Origin of the sequence: Agreia sp. Leaf244 (genome assembly GCF_001422695.1) — a bacterium.
In the GTDB taxonomy this organism is placed as follows: Bacteria; Actinomycetota; Actinomycetes; order Actinomycetales; family Microbacteriaceae; genus Agreia.
The window spans coordinates 1-18,662 of the sequence record NZ_LMLX01000004.1; the positions used below are offsets into that span (position 1 = coordinate 1).

Genomic DNA, 18,662 nt, shown 5'->3' on the forward strand with positions numbered 1-18,662 from the left:
GACACCTTCGCCGCCCTGCTTCCAGGCGCCTTCACCGGCGAGCATGTACGGGCCGTTGCCGATCGGGTTCTCACCGAAGGCAGCCATGTCTTCGAAGGCCGTCTTGGGCAGCGGGTAGAACGCCGAGTAGCCGAGGCGCAGCGGGAAGTCGGACTTCGGGCTGGTCAGGGCGACGGTGAACGTGGTGTCGTCGACGACCTTCAGGCCGGTCAGGGGGCTGTCGGCGTCGTAGCTGAAGCCCTCGATGTCTTCGAAGAAGTAGCTGGAGAGCTGGGCGTTCGACAGGAGAGCGCCGTACTGCCATGCGTCGACGAACGAGTTCGCGTCGACCGGGTCACCGTTGGTGAACTTCAGGCCGGGCTTGATCTTGATCGTGTAGTTCTGGGCGTCGTCGGTCTCGATGGACTCGGCGACNTTCGCGTCGACCGGGTCACCGTTGGTGAACTTCAGGCCGGGCTTGATCTTGATCGTGTAGTTCTGGGCGTCGTCGGTCTCGATGGACTCGGCGACGTCGTTGACCGGCGCACCCTTTGCGTCGTAGTAGACCAGGCCCGCGAAGATCTCGTCGAGGATCTTGCCGCCACCGACCTCATTGGTGTTGGTGGGGATCAGCGGGTTCTGCGGCTCGGAGCCGTTGGCCGTGATGATCGAGCTGCCGCTGCCGCTCGTGCTGGGCGTGTCTCCGCCCGTTGAGCAACCGGTCAGCACAAGAGCGCTGGCCGCGGCAAGGGCGAGAGCCCCAATGCCAATGCGTCTGATTTTCAATTTTCCTCCTGAGGACTTTCCTGGGCTGCCGGAGACCCCGTTGAAACTGCTGCACGGGGCACCCGAAAGGTGATCAGTCGCGTGGCTGACTACCCAGTACCCTAAAAGGGGGCTGGACTCTGACCAAATTCACCGGCGAAAAGTTACAGACTAGAAACGTAGAATCTGCATTCGTTGTGCCAAACGCACACAATTCCCTATGAATGCGCCTTCCGACGCAAGAAAGTGCAGTCATGGTTCAGGCTCCCCCGACAGACTGGCCCGCGCTCCGGCGAAGGCGCCTCGGCTGGGAGATCGCGATCGTGCTCGGACTGTCTCTCGGAGCCTCTGCGGTCTACTCGATCGTGAGCATCGTGGCCAAGCTCACGGCGGACACCTCGCTCGCAAGCCAATCCACCAGCCTCAACGCCGCCCAGAGCACCCGGGAGTGGCTCGACTTCACCTACCAGTCGCTGGCGATCTTCTTCGATCTCGTGCCCGTGTTCCTCGTCTTCTACCTCCTGGCGATCTCCGGCGGCAATCCGTTCCGACGACTCGGCTTCGACCTGCACAGTCCCGCGCGAGACATCGGCCGAGGCCTGCTACTCGTGCTCGTGATCGGTGTGCCGGGAATCGCTCTCTATTTCGCCGGACGCGCGGCCGGAATCACCGTGAACGTCGTGCCCGCACCCATCGACGCGTATTGGTGGACGGTGCCGATGCTCATCGCCTCCGCCCTCAGGGCGGCACTCACCGAAGAGCTGATCGTCGTGGGTTACCTCTTCACTCGACTCAGACAGCTCGGATGGGGGCGGTGGCAGATCATCCTGTCAGCGGCCGTGCTGCGCGGCAGCTATCACCTCTACCAGGGCATAGGGCCGTTCATCGGAAACGTCGTCATGGGAATCGTCTTCGGCTGGTGCTACACGCGCTGGGGACGCACGATGCCGCTCGTGATCGCCCACTGGATCATCGACATCGCGTCGTTCGTCGGCTACGCCTGGGCCGTGGCGACGTTCCCCGGGCTCTTCCGGCTGCCCTAGTCGTCTGACTTCGCGCTGTCGTCGCTCGAGTCGTCGCCGCTGACGATCGCGGGCCGACGGCGGGAGATCACCATGGCCACGACTCCGAGTGCCAGAACGACCACGGCACCTCCGCCGACGAGCGCGATGAGTCCCCAGTCGGTCGGCTGCCTCGTCGAGGCCGCGGTGCCGGTGGTGCCAGAGGTCGTCGGCTCGTCCGTGAACAGGGGCGTCGGCGCCTCGGTCGCCTCCGGGTGCGGGGTGACCTGGATCTTGACGACGGCGATGGCCGTGCCGTTCGACGAGGAGAACTTGCACACCATGCCCGAATCCCCGATGGGGAAGACGGTGCCCGAGACGACGGGAACGTCGACGATCATGCAGTCGCCCGCAGTGAGACCGAGCGGTACCACGGGGGCGAACTCGATCGGTGCGCCGTTCGCGTCGGCGGCCTCGGCCGTGATCGTGCCCGGCAGGATTCCCGAATCGGTGAAGTCGGCGCCTTCGACCTGTGCGTCGGTGAAGTTCGCGCCCTCGAGGTTCGCGCCGGTGAAATTCGCCGCCTGCAGCTTCGACCCGGAGAGGTTCGCGCCGGCCAGATTGGCCCCCATGAAGGCCGCCTGGCCCATGCTCGTTGCGCCGAAGTCGACGCCCGCGCACTGGCTGCCGCCCGCGGGCGCGCCGTCTGTGACCTGCTGCACGACGCATCCGCCCTCGTCGTAGAAGACCTCGGCACTTGCGGCCGCAGCAGGCCCGGCAACGAGCCCGACAACACCCACCACGGCGAGAATCAGGGACATTCGGCCGCGCTGTATCGCAATTCGTCTCGCCATGCTGAGAGGGTACCTCACGCGAGGAACCGGTTGCTGTCTACTCGAACGCCTCCGGCGGCGGGCACGAGCAGACGAGGTTGCGATCTCCCCACGCCTGGTCGATACGCCTGACCGGGGGCCAGTACTTGTGACGGATCAGCGATCGCACCGGATACACGGCCGTCTCGCGGTCGTACGGGTGGCTCCATTCGCCCTCGACGACGGACTGCGCGGTGTGCGGCGCGTTCCGCAGCGGGTTGTCGTCGGCGGGCCAGACGCCCTCGGCGACCTGCATGGCCTCGCCCTTGATGGAGATCATCGCGTCGATGAAGCGATCGATCTCGGCGAGATCCTCGCTCTCGGTCGGTTCGACCATCAGGGTCCCCGCCACGGGGAAGCTCATCGTGGGCGCGTGGAATCCGTAGTCGATGAGGCGCTTGGCGACGTCGTCGACCGAGACTCCCGTCGATGCCGTGAGCAGGCGGATGTCGATGATGCACTCGTGCGCCACCAGTCCGTTGTCGCCCGAGTACAAGACAGGGAAGTGCTCGGAGAGCCGGGCCGCGACGTAGTTGGCCGACAGGACCGCCGCACCCGTCGCATCCGCGAGGCCCTGCGAGCCCATCATGCGCACGTACGACCAGCTGATGGGCAGGATGCTCGGGCTGCCGTACGGCGCGGCCGAGATCGGCCCGCCGGCGTGCACGACGGTGCCGCCTCCGGCGAGCGGATGCGACGAGTCCTGCGCCTGGGCATGGCCCGGCAGGAAGGGGGCCAGGTGGGCCTTCGCCGCGACGGGGCCGACACCGGGGCCGCCTCCGCCGTGCGGGATGCAGAAGGTCTTGTGCAGGTTGAGGTGCGACACGTCGCCGCCGAAGTCGCCGAAGCGCGCGAAGCCCAGCAGCGCGTTGAGGTTGGCTCCGTCGACGTAGACCTGTCCCCCGGCGGCGTGCACCAGTCGGCAGATCTCTGCGACCTCGTGCTCGTACACCCCGTGGGTCGACGGGTAGGTGATCATGAGGGCGGCCAGCGACTCGGCGTGCAGCTCGATCTTCGCCCGCAGGTCGTCGACGTCGACGTTGCCGTTCTCGTCGCATGCGACGACAACGACCTTCATGCCGGCGAGCACGGCAGACGCTGCGTTCGTGCCGTGGGCGCTCGACGGGATCAGGCAGACCGTGCGGTCGACCGAGCCGTTCGCGTGGTGGTACCCGCGGATCGCGAGAAGTCCGGCGAGCTCGCCCTGGCTCCCGGCGTTCGGCTGCAGGGACACGGAGTCGTAGCCCGTGACCTCGGCCAGCCAGGTCTCGAGCTGCGAGATGAGCGTGAGGTAGCCCTCGACGTCCGCTCGCGGAGCGAACGGGTGCAGCGCACCGAACTCGGGCCATGTCACAGCCTCCATCTCGGTGGCCGCGTTGAGCTTCATGGTGCACGAGCCGAGCGGGATCATGCCCCGGTCGAGCGCGTAGTCGTAGTCGGCGAGACGCTTGAGGTAGCGCATCATGGACGTCTCGGAGCGGTGCGTGTTGAAGACCTCGTGGGTGAGGTAGTCGCTCGTGCGCAGGATGTGCTCGGGCAGGCTCTCGGCGAGCTGCTCGGCATCGCTGGTGGGCGCCACGTCGAACAGCGAGAGCACCGTGTCGATGTCGGCGACCGTGGTCGTCTCGTCGACCGAGACGCCGATCGTGTCGTCGTCGGCGACGTTCAGCAGGTAGCCGCCCGCGTGGGCCTTGGCCGCGATCTCGGCCGCCCGGCCGGGAACGCGCACCTGGATCGTGTCGAAGAAGTCCTCGTGGACGAGCTCCGCTCCGGCGGCCTCGAGTGCGCTGGCGAGGCGGCGCGCGATCGAGTTGACGTCGAGAGCGATGCTCTGCAGGCCCTCTGGACCGTGGTAGACGGCGTACATTCCGGCCATCACGGCGAGCAGCACCTGGGCGGTGCAGATGTTCGACGTGGCCTTCTCTCGGCGGATGTGCTGCTCGCGCGCCTGCAGGCTGAGCCGGTAGGCGGGGTGACCCGAGGCATCCTGGCTCACGCCCACGAGGCGACCCGGAAGCTGACGCTCGAGCCCGGCGCGCACGGCCATGTAGCCGGCGTGCGGCCCGCCGAAGCCCATGGGAACGCCGAATCGCTGGCTCGTTCCGACGGCGACGTCGGCCCCGAGCTCGCCCGGAGAGGTGATGAGCGTGAGGGCGAGCAGGTCGGCGGCGACCACGGCGAGACCGCCGGATGCGTGCACCGCCTCGATCACGTCGCGCGGGTCCCAGACACGGCCGGATGCGCCGGGGTACTGGATGAACGCGCCGAATCCGGTGGCGAGGGGGTGGTCGTGCGATGCCGGGTGGTCGACCCTGTCGAGGGTGAGCTCGACGATCTCGATGCCGACCGCGTCGGCGCGCGAGCGCAGCAGCGCCTTCGTCTGCGGCAGCGCGTCGGCGTCGACCAGGAAGACGTTCGAGGTCGACTTCGAGGCGCGACGGGCGAGCAGCATGCCCTCGACGACGGCCGTGGCCTCATCGAGCATGGATGCGTTCGCCGTTGAGAGGCCCGTGAGGTCGGCCACCATGGTCTGGAAGTTGATGAGCGCCTCGAGGCGGCCCTGCGAGATCTCGGGCTGGTACGGCGTGTAGGCCGTGTACCAGCTGGGGTTCTCGAGCACGTTGCGGCGGATCACGGCGGGCGTGATGGTGTCGTAGTAGCCCAGACCGATCATCGACCGGTTCACGGTGTTGTGCGAGGCGAGCGCCCGCAGTTCTGCGATGGTCTCGCGCTCGGTGGCGGCGGCCGGGATGGCCTCGGCGCGGTGGGTCTCGCTCAGCTGGATCGACCCGGGGATGGCGGCGCGCACGAGCGCGTCGACCGAGTCGTAGCCGAGGCGTGCGAGCATAACGGCCTGCGCGCTGTCATCGATGCCGATGTGGCGCGCGGTGAAGGGAAGCGACATCGGTGTGCTACTCCCCCAGCAGTGCGGTGTACTCGTCGAACGACAGCAGCGGCGGCAGCTCGGTGAACTCGATCTTGATGAGCCAGCCTTCGCCCAGCGGGTCGCTGTTGACGAGTTCGGGCGTGTCCTCGACGGCGGAGTTCTTCTCGAGCACCGTTCCGTCGACGGGGGCGAAGAGCTCGCCCACCGACTTGGTCGACTCGATCTCTCCGACGATCGAGCCACTCGCCAGAGTCGTGCCCACGTCGGGCAGGTCGACGAAGACGACGTCTCCGAGCTTCTCTGCCGCATACGCGGTGATGCCCACGGTGGCGGTGTTGCCATCGACGAGCACCCATTCGTGCTCGCTCGTGTACTGCAGTTCGCTTTCGGTGGCCATGGGTCAGTCCTTCTTCGCGCGGTAGAACGGGAGGGGGGTGACGCGGTAGCTGAGGCGCTTGCCGCGGATGTCGATGCTGAGGGTCGTGTCGGGGGCTGCGAATGCGGCGTCGACGTAGGCCATGGCGATCGGGATGCCGAGGGTCGGCGACAGGGCGCCGCTCGTCACGACGCCGATCACCTCGCTCGAGTCGTCGGAGGCATAGACCTCGTAGTCCGCCCGCGCGGCCCGCTTGCCGTCGGCGACCAGGCCGACCAGCGTGCGCGCATCCGGAGCCGGACCGGCCTCGACGGCCTCGCGACCGACGAAGTCGCCCTTCGTCGCTGTGGCGACGACGCGACCCAGGCCCGCCTGAACGGGGAAGGTCTCGATGCCGAGCTCGTGCCCGTAGAGCGGCATGCCCGCCTCGAGGCGGAGGGTGTCGCGGCTCGCCAGTCCGGCGGGAACGAGTCCGAGCGGGGCGCCCGCCTCGGTCAGCGCGTTCCAGAGCTCCGCGGCGTGATCCGGGCTCAGATAGAGCTCGAATCCGTCTTCGCCGGTGTAGCCCGTGCGGGCGATGAGCAGGGGCTGCGTGCGGAACGAGCCCGACAGTGCGCGGTAGTACTTGAGCTCTGAGAGCTTCTCGCCCACGTCTCGTCCGTCGGGATGACCGCCTTCGATGGCGAAACCGTCGGTCGCGATGAGGATCTCGCGTGAGCGCGGACCCTGCACGGCGATGAGGGAGAGCTCGTCGCTCTCGTCGAAGACCTCGCACTCGAACGGAGCCGTGCGGTCTGTCAGCTCTGCGGCCACGACCTCCCTGTTCGAGGCGTTGGCCACGACCATGAACCGGTCGTCTCCCGTGCGGTACACGACGACGTCGTCGATGATTCCACCCGACCGGTCGAGCAGCAGGCTGTATTTGGCCTGACCGATCGTGGTGGCCGAGAGCTTGCCCGCCAGTGCGTAGTCGAGGGCGTCGGCCGCCTCGGGGCCGACAATGAAGATCTCGCCCATGTGAGACAGGTCGAAGATGCCGGCTGCGGTGCGCACGGCGTGGTGCTCGGCAAGATCGCTCGAATAGCGCACGGGCATCTGCCAGCCGGCGAAGTCGGTGAAGCTCGCTCCTGCCGCCACATGGATGGCGTTGAGCGGGGAATGTCTATCGGTCACGAGTTCTCCAGTGCGCAGTGTGTATTGCGAAGCGCGCGTACGAAGCCGCGCGGTCAAGAACTCCCCCTCTGTCATCTGTACCTGAGAGCTTCGACGCTGCGCATCGGCAGCGGCTTTCACCGTGGGCGGATCGAACGAACGAGTGTTCGCGATCTCTTTTCAGAGTGGCCTGTTCGATGCGGTACACGTACCTGAGAGATTGGTGGGGAGAATTGCTCCTTCGGTGCCTGCCGGTGTGACCGGCGGGCTCTCCCGCATCGCGTGATGTCGGCCCGATATTCGATTGTGCGGCCAGCCTAGCAACAACCCCGCGAGCACGCGTGCCGCGCGACCGCGTAACCTCGGAAGTGACCGGGCGCACCGCGCAGTCAGAACGGATCCCGTGGACCATCGTTTGAACAGGCTCTTCATCACCGCTGCGAAGGAGTTGCACTTCGCCAGGGCGGCGAAGCTCGAGGGCATTCCGCGTTCGAGCATGATCGCGGCCGTCAAGCAGCTCGAGCAGAATCTCGGCTACCCCCTGTTCGACTACGACGCCGAGACGACCGTGCTGACGCCGGAGGGCGTCGCCTTCGCAGAGAAAGCGGCTGCCGACCTCGCCAAGTCCACCGGCAATTCGACCGTCACCGCTCCGCAGGCCGGAGGCAAGGCGAAGGCGTCGAAGGGCAAGGGACGCGCCCCCGCGGTCAAAGGAGCGCCGCGGGTCGGAAAGCGTAGACAGAGCCGCTGAGCCTGTCGAAGCGCTACTCCTCCTTCGATGGCCCCTCGGGCTTCTCGAACGGGTCGCGCCGGGTTCGCCGAAGGGTGAGCACGATGACCGTGACGATCAGCGCCAGACCTCCGATCGAGACAGCGATCGCAACGCCGATGCGGCCGCCGTCGTCGCTCGTGTCGCCATTCACCACAGGGTCAGCGGTCGCCGACAGGGTCTGCACCGGCGCCTCTGCCAGCGCCGTCATCGTGGGCTCTGGCGTGGCGACAGGGGCCGAATTCTCGCGCGGCGAGCCCGCCCACTGGTCTCCGCATACGGGCGCCGCCGGCATCCCGGGCAGGGAATTCGCGGTGTCGACCGGCTGGTACTCGAAGGTATAGCTGCCCGAGGTCGGATGCCCGTCGCTCGACACCACCTGCCACGTCGCGGTGTACGTTCCGGGGTCGCCCAGGGCGACACCGGTGGATGCGACGAGGCCGTCGACGACGACGCACCCGTTCTCATGGAACGCGCCCGACGCATCCGTCACCTGGATCGCGAAGGCGCTCGTGTCGCCGCCCAGCGTGAGGAGCTCGTCGCTGTAGGTCAACGTGACGACGGTCGGATCGACGGTCACGACCTCGCCGGCCGCGGGGGTCGACGACTCGAGCGCATCGTGCGCCGAGGCACTGGATGCGCCGGCAAGCACGAGTGCCGCGCCGAGAAGAGCGGTCGCGGCGAGCGCGGAGGGCAGGGCGAGAAGGCGTCGAGTCACCCGCCTCACGATAGCCGACCGCACGCCGCCGTTGCCGTGAGTCAGGCCGCCGCGACCGCACGCTCCGTGGGCACATCGAAGGGTCGCCGCCGATCGCGCACCGTGACGATGCCGATCGCCGTCACCCAGACGAGCCATGGGAAGGTCGCGAAGAGAGCGGTGCCCGCTCCGCCGGCTGCGACGAAGGACGCGGGGTCTGTGCCACCGAACATGGTCGGCACGGCCGCGAGGTTGAGGATCGCGACGCCGTAGGCGAGCCAGCCCGTCCACCGCGGCAAGGCCTCGGAGCCCAGCGTCACGTAGGCGCTGGCGGCGGCCACCAGGGCCGTCAGCACGCATCCGATCGAGCCGAAGAGAATCGTGTGTCCGACGGTGAGGGCTCGAAGCACGGAGTAGTCACCCGTCATGCCCGTGACGTCGAGGGCGGTCCCTGCCTCCATCGCATCGCCAACGAGTGTCACCGCCACGAAGACGAGCCCGGCCCCGTATGCGAGGTCGGCGACCCACTGCAATGCCGGCTCGGAGTGGGTGATGAGTTGTCGGAACCCGGCGAGGAACACGATGAGGGCGGCCATCAGCAGCGTGTCGATGAGGATCGTGAACATCGTTCCGTCACTCGTGCGCGTCATGAAGTCGACGAGGGCGACTTCATCGTCGAGGCTGGGTCTGGCGCCCACGACGAACACCTGCACCGAGAACTCGGTAGCGGTGAGGATCGCGACGGCGATGGCCGCGATTCCCGTCCAGAGCCTGACGTCGGGCATGAGCTTTCTGTGTGGATGATGCGTCATGGTGCGGTCTCCCCCGGATGCGCTAGGCGTCGCAGTGCGACAGGTCGGTCTCGGCGAGCGGCTTGCCTTCGGGAATGATGTACGTCACCCAGAGAACGACGTTCTCATCGCCTTCGTTTCGGCCCTCGTGGCGGTATCCCGCCCCTTCGATGATGCTGTCTCCCGTCTCGTAGACGTGCGCGCCACTCGGATAAATGTCGGCGTAGTGGGTGAGCGACCCTTCGGCGACCACGGCGACGAGCTGCCCGTAGTGGCAGTGCACACCCGTGGTCGCACCGGGCTCCAGCGTGATCTCTCTGAAGGTGACCCCGACGCCGTCGTCACCCGACACGGAGACCTCGACCGGGGCATCCTGCTCGCCGGCCGCGAGATCGACGGCCTGCACAGGTGCGTGCGTCTCGACGCTGGATTCGGTGGCGGTCGCGGATGGCGCCGCCGATTCCGTCGCGGATGAGGTGTCGGCTGCGCTGGAGCACGCCGACATCGCGAGGGCCGCAGCACAGAGGAGGACGGCGACGCGAACACGGTGGAGTGGGCGGGGTCGAGACGCTTTCATGGTCAGCCTTTCGAGCAGCACTGTCGAGTCGCGCGTTGTGCTACACAGCGTAGTGAGTCGGCCGTGGCGAGGCGGGGTGAAGTTGTCACTTAATTTATCGAACATACGTTCGAATCTTCGCCCGACGATGCTATGCTTGAGTGGTAGATAGATCGCACTCCACGCGAAAGGTACGCTGTGATCACCGAGCCCGACTCTCATCTAGTCAGCTCGTTTCGCGCGGCTATCGACGACGTACACGAGGTTTCCCGGCAGATCGCCTCGCTGCACGCCGAGCGGGCGCGGTTGGTCACCGTTGCACGGGCCGCGGGTCAGGCGCTCAACCCGGTCGACCGGTCGGGCGAGGGCCCGCAATGGTCGGCAGAGGCCGTCGCGAGGCGCGAGTTCACGACAGAACTCGCCTCCTCAGAGAACCTCAGCGAGCGGGCGGCCTACGCCCTCATAGAGACCAGTGGCGAGCTCGCCGAGACCTTCGTGCACACGCACCGCGCGCTTTATTCCGGCGACATCTCTCTCCGCCATGCCGAGATCATCGTGCAATACGGCAGTTGCCTCCCCGACGAGAAGCAGCTCGATTTCGAACTGCGCATGCTCGAGCTCGCCAAAAAGCAGCCCGTGCACATCCTGCGCACGAGAGCCGGTCGAGAAGCCAAAGCCGCCACCATGGAGGACGCGGTCGAGCGTCATCTGCATGCTGCCGAGACCCGCAACACGTTCGTCGACAGCACAGACGACGACGGGATGTCGGTCTTCGGAATCCGGCAGCCCGCTGTCGAGAACGAGGCGATCCGCGATCGCGTGCACCGGTTCACTCTCGCCCTCAAGGCCGCCGGTGATCCCCGCACGATCACGCAGCTTCACGCGGATGTGGCGGCAGATCTGCTCTTGAACGGTCACCTCAGCATGCCGGGCGCTCCGGCACACGCGGTGCGCGCACACGTCTATGTCACCGTTCCGGCGCTGTCGCTGCTGGGATTCAGCGACGAGAGCGCGGCTCTCGAGGGATACGGTCCCATCGACGCGCTGACAGCGACCCGGTTGACCGTCAACGCCCCCTATTTCTCGCGGGTGTTGACCGATCCCACCACCGGGGCCGTCATCACCGCCGGCATCACCCGCTACCGACCCGACCCGAGAATGCGCGAACTGGTCGACCTCATCCACGTCACCTGCAGATTCCCGGGATGCACTCGAGTCGCCCGCGACTGCGACGCAGATCACAACGTGCCGTTTCCCCAGGGTGAAACGTCGATCACGAACCTCGTTCCGCAGTGCGGGCCCCACCACAAGGTCAAACACAAGACGGCGTGGCAGTTCATCACCCGAGCCGACGGCACCATGATCTCCATATCGCCGTCGGGCCACACGAGGCAGCACGAACCTTCACCCTTGGCGAAGCCCGTGCCCAGACGCATCAGCTTCCCCGACGCACCCGACAATGCCGACCCGCCGGCGCGCAATTGGTACCGCGGCACGGTCGACGACGGAGTACCCGGCTCACCTGTCACGGGTGCCGACGAGCCGCCTTTCTGAGACGAGCCGCCTCTCTGAGACGACCGTTGCGCAGCGCCACCGGGGGTTACGCAGCCGTCACGTCGATCTCGCCGGGCTCTGCGCCCGCCGCACCGAACACGAGCATCCTCGTAGCGATCTTGTCGGTGAAGAACCGGTCGTGGCTCACCACGACGACGGCGCCGGGAAAGTGCACGAGGGCGCGCTCCATGACCTGGGTGCTGGCGAGGTCGAGATGGTTGGTCGGCTCGTCGAGCAGAAGAACGGATGCGCCGGACAACAGGCACTGGGCCATGGCGACGCGGGCGCGCTGCCCTCCCGAGAGCTCGCGGATGCGCTTCTTGAGGTCGGCCTCCGAGAACTGGAACATGGCCAGGAATCGTGCCACCGACTTGCGCGTCGCTGTGAGGGCGAGACTGTCGGGCAGGGCGTTGACCGCATGTGTGACCGTGTCGTCGAGGTCGAGCTCGTCGAGCATCCGGTTGTACGAGACGACCTTCGCGCCCGACGCCCAGTCCACGTGGCCGTGATCCTGTTTCTCGTCACCGGTGAGCACGCGCAGCAGGGTGCTCTTGCCGCTGCCGTTCGCGCCGAGCACCACGATGCGATTGCCGCGACGGATCTCGAAGCCGAGACCGGCGAACAGCATCTTGTCGCCGTAGGACTTCTCGAGTCCCTCGACGCGGCACAGCACGTCTTTGATGTGCAGGCCGCCGTAGATCTCGGTGATGATCTGGTCGACGGGGCGGGGCGCCCGCGACTTCTTGATTCCCGACAGCTGCTTGTCGAGCTTCTTGCTCGAGGCCTTGGCCGCCTCGCGTCGATCCGCGATGCCCTCCGCCTCGAATGCAAGCAACTCGTTCTCGTGAACGAACTGGGCCTCGAGCGTCTTCAGGCGGAACTGCTTCTGCACGATGTACTCGCCGAAGTTGCCGGGGTACTCGTGCAGGTGGAAGTTCTCGAGCTCGATGATGCGCGTCACGACGACGTCGAGGAACGCGCGATCGTGCGAGACGATGATGGCGGCACCCTTGAAGTCGCGGAACCAGGACTCGAGCCACTCGACGCCGGCCACGTCGAGGAAGTTCGTGGGCTCGTCGAGCAGCAGCACATCGGGGTCTTCGAGCAGGATCTTGGCGAGCGCGGCGCGGTTGCGCCATCCACCCGACAGCGCGTCGATCGGGCACGTGCGATGCGGCTCATCGAAGCCGAGCGTGGTGAGCGCCTGGTCGATCTTGCGGGTGTAGTCCCAGCCGTCGAGTCGTTCCATCTCGCCGAAGAGCTCGGACTGGCGCTCGATGAGCGCGTCGAGCGCTGCTCCCCCTGAGGGGTCGGCGGCGATCGATGCGTCGATGGCCGCGAGCTCGTCTTCGACGGCGTGCACCTCGACGAACAGCGCGTCGAGCACCTCGGTGATGGTCTGCTCTCCGTTCAGCTCGGAGAACTGCGAGAAGTAGCCGATCTTGACTCCGGCTTCGACCGTCACCGTTCCCTGATCGGGCTGTACCTGGTCGAGCACGAGCTTGAGCAGCGTGGTCTTGCCCGACCCGTTGCGACCGATGAGCCCCACCCGGTCCTTCGGCTCGAGGCGGAAGAACGCCTCGCGCAGAATCTGCGTGTTCTTGAACTTCACGCTCACGTCGTTCAGGCGGATCAGGCTCATGGATTCCTCTCGAAGGCGATGCGCCTCGAGCGGCCCAGCGACCCTCAAGGTTACCCGGCGCCTCGGATCGAAGTTTTTCGTGGAAACGCGACGCGATTGCCGTACTGTGTCGAAATGGGGACGACTACAGAAGAACCCGTTGGCAGCCGCAGCGAGCTGAAGCGCTCGATCACGGCCAGACAGCTCTATTTCTACGTCGTCGGCGACGTGCTCGGCTCCGGCATCTACGTTCTCGTCGGTCTGGTAGCAGCAGCCGTCGGGGGTGCCTTCTGGATGGCATTCCTCGCGGGTGTCTCCATCGCGCTCATCACCGGGCTCGCTTATGCGGAACTGGTGACCAAGTATCCGCAGGCCGCCGGAGCGTCGCTCTACATCAACAAGGCATTCCGCAGCCCGGTGCTGACGTTCTTCATCACGATCTGCATGTTGTCGGCCAACATGGCGGCGGTCGGATCTCTCGCCGCGGGTTTCGTGCGGTACTTCAGCGGCCTCGTGGGCCTGCCCGAAGACGCCATCTGGGCGAGCACCGGGATCGCATTGGCCTTCGTCGCCCTCATCACCGTGATCAATCTCATCGGCATCACCGAGTCCGTCGTCGCCAACGTCGTGATGACGTTCGTCGAGATCAGCGGGCTCGTCATCGTCGTGATCATCGGTGTGATCGCCCTGGTCGAGGGAGTGAACGACCCGTCGGTGCTCCTGCAGTTCAATACCGAAGGAGGAGCCGGTTCGGCCGTCTTGGCCATTCTCGCCGGAGTCTCGCTGGCGTTCTTCGCCATGACCGGCTTCGAGAACGCGGCGAATGTGGCCGAAGAGACGATCAACCCGTCCCGCGCCTTCCCTCGCGCCCTCGTCGGGGGCATGGCCACCGCGGGCGTCGTCTACGTACTCGTCTCGATCTCCGCGGCCCTGGCCGTTCCGATCAAGGACCTGGCCGACAAGACGCTGCTCGTGGTCATCGAGGCCGACCTCTTCTTCGTTCCCGCCGCGATCATGCTGGTCGTCTTCGGCCTCATAGCGATGGTCGCCATCAGCAATACCGCACTGGTCACGGTCGTCGCCCAGTCGCGCATCCTCTTCGGTATGGCTCGAGAGAAGGTCGTGCCCGCCGTCTTCGCGAAGGTGCATCCCACTCGGCGCAGTCCGTACGTGGCCCTCCTCTTCGGCTCCGTTGTGGTGGGCGCCCTGCTCGTCGCCGGTGCCATCATCAGGTCGAGCCAGGCGGGCATTCCTGCCGAAGAGCAGCTCGACATCGTCGACAGGCTGGCCACGATCACGGTCGTGTTCCTGCTGTTCATCTACGCCCTGGTGATCGTGGCGTGCCTGAAACTGCGCGGCAAGGATGAGACCGACGACACCTATCGGGCGAACACCCCGCTGCTGATCATCGGCATCGTCGGCAACCTCGCGGTGCTGGTCTACACACTCATCGACGACCCGGATGCGCTCTTCTGGGTCGCCGGATTGCTGGCCGTCGGGCTGATTCTCTACCTCGTGCAGAACTTCTTCGGCAAGAAAAAGGCGGTCTGAGCCAATGCATGTCATCGTCACAACCGACGGATCCCAAGCGAGCCTCGTCGGCGCCCGCCAGTTCAAGTGGATCGCCGACAGCAGAACGATCACCGATGTGACCGTTCTCGCCGTCGTGAGTCCCTACGCGGCCGCGCCCTTCGCCAATGAACTGGGCCCACAGCATCCACCCGCCCAGACCGAACTGAGCTTTCGGCAGGATGCCGCGACCGCCGTCGACATCGTCGCCGCCGAGTTCGACGACTGGGGCCCGAGGGTGCACAAGCAGGTGCGCAGCGGTTCCCCCGCGCAGGAGATCATCAGGGCCGCCGAGGATCTCGAGGCCGACTTGATCTCGATGGCCGCCGGCAGCCGTGGCCTCAGCCGCACCATTCTGCTCGGCAGTACGGCCGCGCGTGTGCAGCACTCCGCTCCGTGCCCGGTTCTGGTGTGCCGCCCGACCCCTCACAGCGAGCGGGCGCTCGCCTGACGCTCAGTCCCAGTCGAGGTAGTCCTCGATGGCCCACGAGGTCGCGCCCACGTTCTCCGAAGGGAACATGTGGCCACCGCCATCGATCGACACGATGCTCACCCGATCGGGAGCGGCCGCCAGCAGCGCCTCGCCATTCGCGGGCGGGGTCGTCTCGTCGGCAGATCCCTGGATGACCAGAACGGGCAGACCCTCGGCAAGAGTGAGGTCTCCCGCCTCGACGCCCAGCAGAAGAACGCCGTTCACGCGGTCGTGGAAATCCAGAGCTACGGCGCGGGCGACGGAGCCGCCGAACCCGTGGCCGCCCAGCCAGGCGTCCTTGACCTCGACGGCATCCATGATGTCGACGACGGCCTGAGCCAGCTCGTGCGCCGACGAGCTGCCTGCAGCGATGCGCAGAACGCGGAAGTCCTCTTCGACGAGAATGTGGGCGAGCGTGCCGAGGTAGTCGATGGGAAGACCCTTGTCGGCGACCAGCACGACCGTGGGGCCGTTTCCCTCGACGGCGTACGAGATCGCACGCGCGTCGGGCTCGAAGATCTGGGTGTCGGTCATACGGATGTGTCCTTTCGTGCGACGGGGTCAGACGTTGAAGCGGAACTCCACGACGTCGCCGTCCTGCATCGTGTAGTCCTTGCCCTCGATGCGTGCCTTGCCCTTGGCGCGCGCCTCGGCGATCGAGCCGGTCTCCACGAGGTCTTCGAAGCCGATGATCTCAGCCTTGATGAAGCCCTTCTCGAAGTCCGTGTGGATCACGCCGGCGGCCTGAGGAGCCTTCGCACCCTTCGGGATCGTCCAGGCACGCGTCTCTTTGGGGCCCGCAGTGAGGTAGGTCTGCAGGCCGAGCGTGTCGAAGCCGATGCGGGCGAGCTGGTCGAGCCCGCTCTCCTCTTGGCCGGTCGACTCGAGCAGCTCTGCCGCGTCGGCGGGGTCGAGGTCGATGAGCTCCGACTCCAGCTTGGCGTCGAGAAAGATGGCGTGCGCGGGGGCGACGAGGGCCGCGAGCTCGTCGAGCTTCGCCTTGTCGTTCAGCACGCCCTCGTCGATGTTGAAGACGTAGATGAAGGGCTTGGCGGTCAGCAGTCCGAGCTCGCGGATCGGCTCGAGGTCGATCGTCGACGCAGACAACGGCTTGCCCGTGTCGAGCCACTCCCGTGCAGCCTTGACGGCCACCAGAGTCGAAGGGTCGGCCTTCTTGCCCTTGACCTCCTTCTCGAAGCGGGCTTCCGCCTTCTCGAGGGTCTGCAGGTCGGCGAGGATCAGCTCGGTGTTGATGGTCTCGAGGTCGCTGGCTGCGTCGACCTTGCCGTCGACGTGCACCACGTCTTCGTCGGTGAATCCGCGCACGACCTGCGCGATCGCATCCGCTTCACGGATGTTCGCGAGGAACTTGTTGCCGAGGCCCTCGCCCTCGCTCGCGCCCTTGACGATGCCGGCGATATCGACGAACGACACGGGGGCAGGCAAGATGCGCTCGCTTCCGAAGATCTCGGCCAGAGCGGCGAGGCGCGCGTCGGGAAGGTTGACGACACCCACGTTCGGCTCGATCGTGGCGAACGGGTAGTTCGCTGCGAGCACCTGGTTCTTGGTCAGGGCGTTGAACAGGGTGGACTTGCCGACATTGGGCAGACCGACGATTGCAATAGTGAGAGCCACGAGCATCCATCGTACTTGCCCGGCGCGCGGGCTCTCTTCGGAACCGAGGTCGGTGCCCCGTGAGAGCATCGATGCGTGCCCCTGAATTTCACTGCCATCGACTTCGAGACCGCCAACTCCTACCGCGAGTCCGCGTGCTCGGTGGGTCTGGTCAAGGTGCGCGACGGCGTCGTCGTCGACGAGGCCTCGTGGTTCATCAAGCCCGAGATCGGGTTCGACGAGTTCCTGCCGTGGAACACGAAGATCCACGGCATCTACCGCGAAGACGTCGAAGACGCCCGCGGTTGGGAGGAGCAGCTCGACGAACTCGTCGACTTCGTCGGAGACGATCATTTCGTGGCGCACAATGCGGCATTCGACATGGCGGTCATCCGCGCGGCGAGCGCGGCGGCCCGCGTGGAGTGCCCGCCGAACGCCTACGCATGCAGCCTGCAGATCGCCCGCAAGACCTACTCGCTCGACTCGTATCGTCTGCCGGTGGCAGCCATGGCGGCGGGCTTCGAAGACTTCCGGCACCACGACGCGCTGGCGGATGCCGAGGCGTGCGCGGCGATCATCATCCATGCGGCAGACCGTCACGGGGTGAACTCGATCGAGACGCTCGCCGGGGCCGCGGGCGTGAAGATCTCGCAGCTGCGACCGGTGGTCACAGCGGTCGTTATCTGACGCGCGGCCGATCCTTCGGGCGATGTCGGGGGCCGGTGCAAGACTTCCGGCATGGATCCCATACTCGCTCTTGTGCTCGGTCTGCTCATCGGCGTGGCGCTCGGCGGCGCCATGGGCTGGATGTTCCGCGCGAGCAGGATTCCGGCCGCCGACCCGAGGCCGCTGGCCGAGCTGCAGGCGCGATCGGCTGCAGCCGAGGCAACGAACGTCGGACTGCGCGAGCAGCTCGAGCTGCAGCTGGGGCGCATCACCGAATTCCAGCAGCGAATCCGAGAGCTGAGCGAGGCGGAGGCCGAGAGGGTCAGTTCAGACGGGCGTGTGCTGGTCGCCCTCAGCCCGGTCGCCGAGAGCCTGCGGCTGGTTCAGCGCAAGGTGTCGGAGCTCGAGGAGCAGCGCCAGAAGCAGCACGGCGAATTGAGCGAGCAGCTGCGCCATGCCACCGAATCCGAAGAGCGCCTGCGCAGCACCGCGGAGTCGCTCGCCTCAGCGCTTCGCTCCAACAGCACCCGGGGCGTCTGGGGAGAGACTCAGCTGCGGCGCGTGGTCGAAGCGGCCGGCCTGATCGAGCGCGTCGACTTCGACGTGCAGACCAGCATCGTCTCGGCGAGCGGCGCGGGCCGGCCCGACATGGTGGTGCACCTGCCCGGCGGCAAGAACATCGCCGTCGACGCGAAGGTTCCGTTCGACGCCTACCTCGAGGCCAGCCTCATTCCGGCGACGGCGACCGGGGCCGACGGCGCAGAACGCGACCGCCTCCTGAAACGCCACGTCAAGGCGGTTCGCGACCACATCATCACCCTGAGCAACAAGAGCTACTGGTCGGGCCTCGACGCCTCCCCCGAGCTCGTCATCGCCTTCATTCCGAGCGAATCCCTGGTGTCGAGCGCGCTCGAGGCCGATCCGAGCATCATGGAGTTCGCCTTCTCCCGCAAGGTCGCCCTCGCTTCTCCCGTGACACTGTGGTCAGTGCTGAAGACCGTGGCCTACAGCTGGCAGCAAGACGTGCTCACGCACGACGCCAAGGTGCTCTTCGATCTGAGCCGGGAGCTGTACACACGCCTGGCCACCACCGCCACCCACGCCGAGAAGCTCGGTCGTTCGATCGAGCGCAGCGTGCGTGACTACAACTCGTTCGTCGGCTCGCTCGAACGGCAGGTCTTCCCGACAGCGCGCAAGCTCAACGCGCTCGACGAGTCGACCGTGCTCGGCGTGCTCCCCACGATCGAGGAGCAGCGCCGCCAGCTGTCGAGTTTCGAGCTGGTGGCCGAGCTGGAGAGGTCAGAGGCGAGGGCCTGAGACC

General features: G+C 66.5%; 18 protein-coding genes and 1 riboswitch. Of the genes, 7 read left to right on the plus strand and 11 right to left on the minus strand.

All coding sequences use genetic code 11. The annotated features are described in order from the left end of the window. Positions 1–414: ABC transporter substrate-binding protein (locus ASF06_RS20040; protein ID WP_235500992.1), on the minus strand; the 414-nt coding region annotated here is incomplete at both ends. A 584-nt stretch (positions 415–998) separates the two neighbouring features. Between ASF06_RS20040 and ASF06_RS12030 the strand changes: the two genes are divergently transcribed. Next, a complete protein-coding gene (locus ASF06_RS12030) occupies positions 999–1,787 on the plus strand; it encodes a CPBP family intramembrane glutamic endopeptidase (protein WP_055947301.1) in 789 nt (262 codons plus the stop codon). On the opposite strand, the gene ASF06_RS12035 is transcribed toward ASF06_RS12030, so the two are convergent. The 4 genes from ASF06_RS12035 to gcvT are packed head-to-tail and all read right to left on the minus strand — an operon-like array spanning position 1,784 to position 7,053. After that, positions 1,784–2,599 (minus strand): pentapeptide repeat-containing protein, encoded by an 816-nt coding sequence (locus ASF06_RS12035; protein ID WP_157439193.1) that lies wholly within the window; start codon positions 2,597–2,599, stop codon positions 1,784–1,786. The genes ASF06_RS12030 and ASF06_RS12035 overlap by 4 nt on opposite strands. A 37-nt stretch (positions 2,600–2,636) precedes the next feature. Then, entirely contained in the window at positions 2,637–5,522 is a 2,886-nt protein-coding gene (gene gcvP, locus ASF06_RS12040) for an aminomethyl-transferring glycine dehydrogenase (RefSeq protein ID WP_055947309.1), read from the minus strand. A gap of 7 nt (positions 5,523–5,529) precedes the next feature. Beyond that, complete coding sequence (gcvH, locus tag ASF06_RS12045) at positions 5,530–5,901, minus strand: glycine cleavage system protein GcvH (RefSeq protein WP_055947311.1); 372 nt, start codon at positions 5,899–5,901, stop codon at positions 5,530–5,532. Between the two features lie 3 nt (positions 5,902–5,904). Then, complete coding sequence (gene gcvT / locus ASF06_RS12050) at positions 5,905–7,053, minus strand: glycine cleavage system aminomethyltransferase GcvT (protein WP_235500993.1); 1,149 nt, start codon at positions 7,051–7,053, stop codon at positions 5,905–5,907. A gap of 169 nt (positions 7,054–7,222) precedes the next feature. Further along, a riboswitch (glycine riboswitch) is annotated at positions 7,223–7,318 on the minus strand. Between the two features lie 129 nt (positions 7,319–7,447). Here gcvT and ASF06_RS12055 point away from each other — a divergent pair. After that, positions 7,448–7,783, plus strand: a complete 336-nt coding sequence (locus ASF06_RS12055; protein ID WP_235500994.1) for a LysR family transcriptional regulator — start codon at positions 7,448–7,450, stop codon at positions 7,781–7,783. 13 nt (positions 7,784–7,796) lie between these two features. Here the strand turns inward: ASF06_RS12055 and ASF06_RS12060 are convergent, their stop codons facing one another. Genes ASF06_RS12060 through ASF06_RS12070 form a run of 3 tightly spaced genes read right to left on the minus strand, consistent with a single transcriptional unit; the run spans position 7,797 to position 9,794 of the window. Then, positions 7,797–8,519 carry a copper resistance CopC family protein gene (locus ASF06_RS12060; RefSeq protein ID WP_055947319.1) on the minus strand — a complete coding sequence of 241 codons (723 nt, stop codon included), beginning with the start codon at positions 8,517–8,519 and terminating at the stop codon, positions 7,797–7,799. 41 nt (positions 8,520–8,560) lie between these two features. Then, entirely contained in the window at positions 8,561–9,283 is a 723-nt protein-coding gene (locus tag ASF06_RS19710) for a hypothetical protein (RefSeq protein WP_055947321.1), read from the minus strand. A 49-nt stretch (positions 9,284–9,332) separates the two neighbouring features. Continuing rightward, on the minus strand, positions 9,333–9,794 hold the full coding sequence (locus ASF06_RS12070; RefSeq protein ID WP_200920367.1) for a cupin domain-containing protein: 462 nt from the start codon (positions 9,792–9,794) through the stop codon (positions 9,333–9,335). Between the two features lie 249 nt (positions 9,795–10,043). On the opposite strand from ASF06_RS12070, the gene ASF06_RS12075 reads away from it, so the two are divergent. Continuing rightward, the gene (locus tag ASF06_RS12075) at positions 10,044–11,399 is read left to right on the plus strand and encodes an HNH endonuclease signature motif containing protein (RefSeq protein ID WP_055947326.1); all 1,356 of its coding nucleotides are present in this window, start codon (positions 10,044–10,046) and stop codon (positions 11,397–11,399) included. 46 nt (positions 11,400–11,445) lie between these two features. Here ASF06_RS12075 and ASF06_RS12080 read toward each other — a convergent pair whose 3' ends face one another. After that, on the minus strand, positions 11,446–13,041 hold the full coding sequence (locus ASF06_RS12080; RefSeq protein ID WP_055947329.1) for an ABC-F family ATP-binding cassette domain-containing protein: 1,596 nt from the start codon (positions 13,039–13,041) through the stop codon (positions 11,446–11,448). A gap of 114 nt (positions 13,042–13,155) precedes the next feature. On the opposite strand from ASF06_RS12080, the gene ASF06_RS12085 reads away from it, so the two are divergent. Both ASF06_RS12085 and ASF06_RS12090 read left to right on the plus strand, forming a co-directional pair. After that, positions 13,156–14,571: an APC family permease gene (locus ASF06_RS12085; protein ID WP_055947332.1), complete on the plus strand. Its 1,416-nt coding sequence runs from the start codon at positions 13,156–13,158 to the stop codon at positions 14,569–14,571. A gap of 4 nt (positions 14,572–14,575) precedes the next feature. Beyond that, on the plus strand, positions 14,576–15,040 hold the full coding sequence (locus ASF06_RS12090; RefSeq protein WP_055947334.1) for a universal stress protein: 465 nt from the start codon (positions 14,576–14,578) through the stop codon (positions 15,038–15,040). Positions 15,041–15,043: 3 nt separating this feature from the next. Here ASF06_RS12090 and ASF06_RS12095 read toward each other — a convergent pair whose 3' ends face one another. Next, positions 15,044–15,595: an alpha/beta fold hydrolase gene (locus tag ASF06_RS12095; RefSeq protein ID WP_055947338.1), complete on the minus strand. Its 552-nt coding sequence runs from the start codon at positions 15,593–15,595 to the stop codon at positions 15,044–15,046. A gap of 27 nt (positions 15,596–15,622) precedes the next feature. Further along, the gene (gene ychF / locus ASF06_RS12100) at positions 15,623–16,696 is read right to left on the minus strand and encodes a redox-regulated ATPase YchF (RefSeq protein ID WP_055930859.1); all 1,074 of its coding nucleotides are present in this window, start codon (positions 16,694–16,696) and stop codon (positions 15,623–15,625) included. Between the two features lie 75 nt (positions 16,697–16,771). On the opposite strand from ychF, the gene ASF06_RS12105 reads away from it, so the two are divergent. Both ASF06_RS12105 and ASF06_RS12110 read left to right on the plus strand, forming a co-directional pair. Next, entirely contained in the window at positions 16,772–17,362 is a 591-nt protein-coding gene (locus ASF06_RS12105; protein ID WP_055947342.1) for an exonuclease domain-containing protein, read from the plus strand. A 51-nt stretch (positions 17,363–17,413) separates the two neighbouring features. Then, the gene (locus ASF06_RS12110) at positions 17,414–18,658 is read left to right on the plus strand and encodes a DNA recombination protein RmuC (RefSeq protein WP_055947346.1); all 1,245 of its coding nucleotides are present in this window, start codon (positions 17,414–17,416) and stop codon (positions 18,656–18,658) included. The last annotated feature ends 4 nt before the right edge of the window (positions 18,659–18,662 follow it).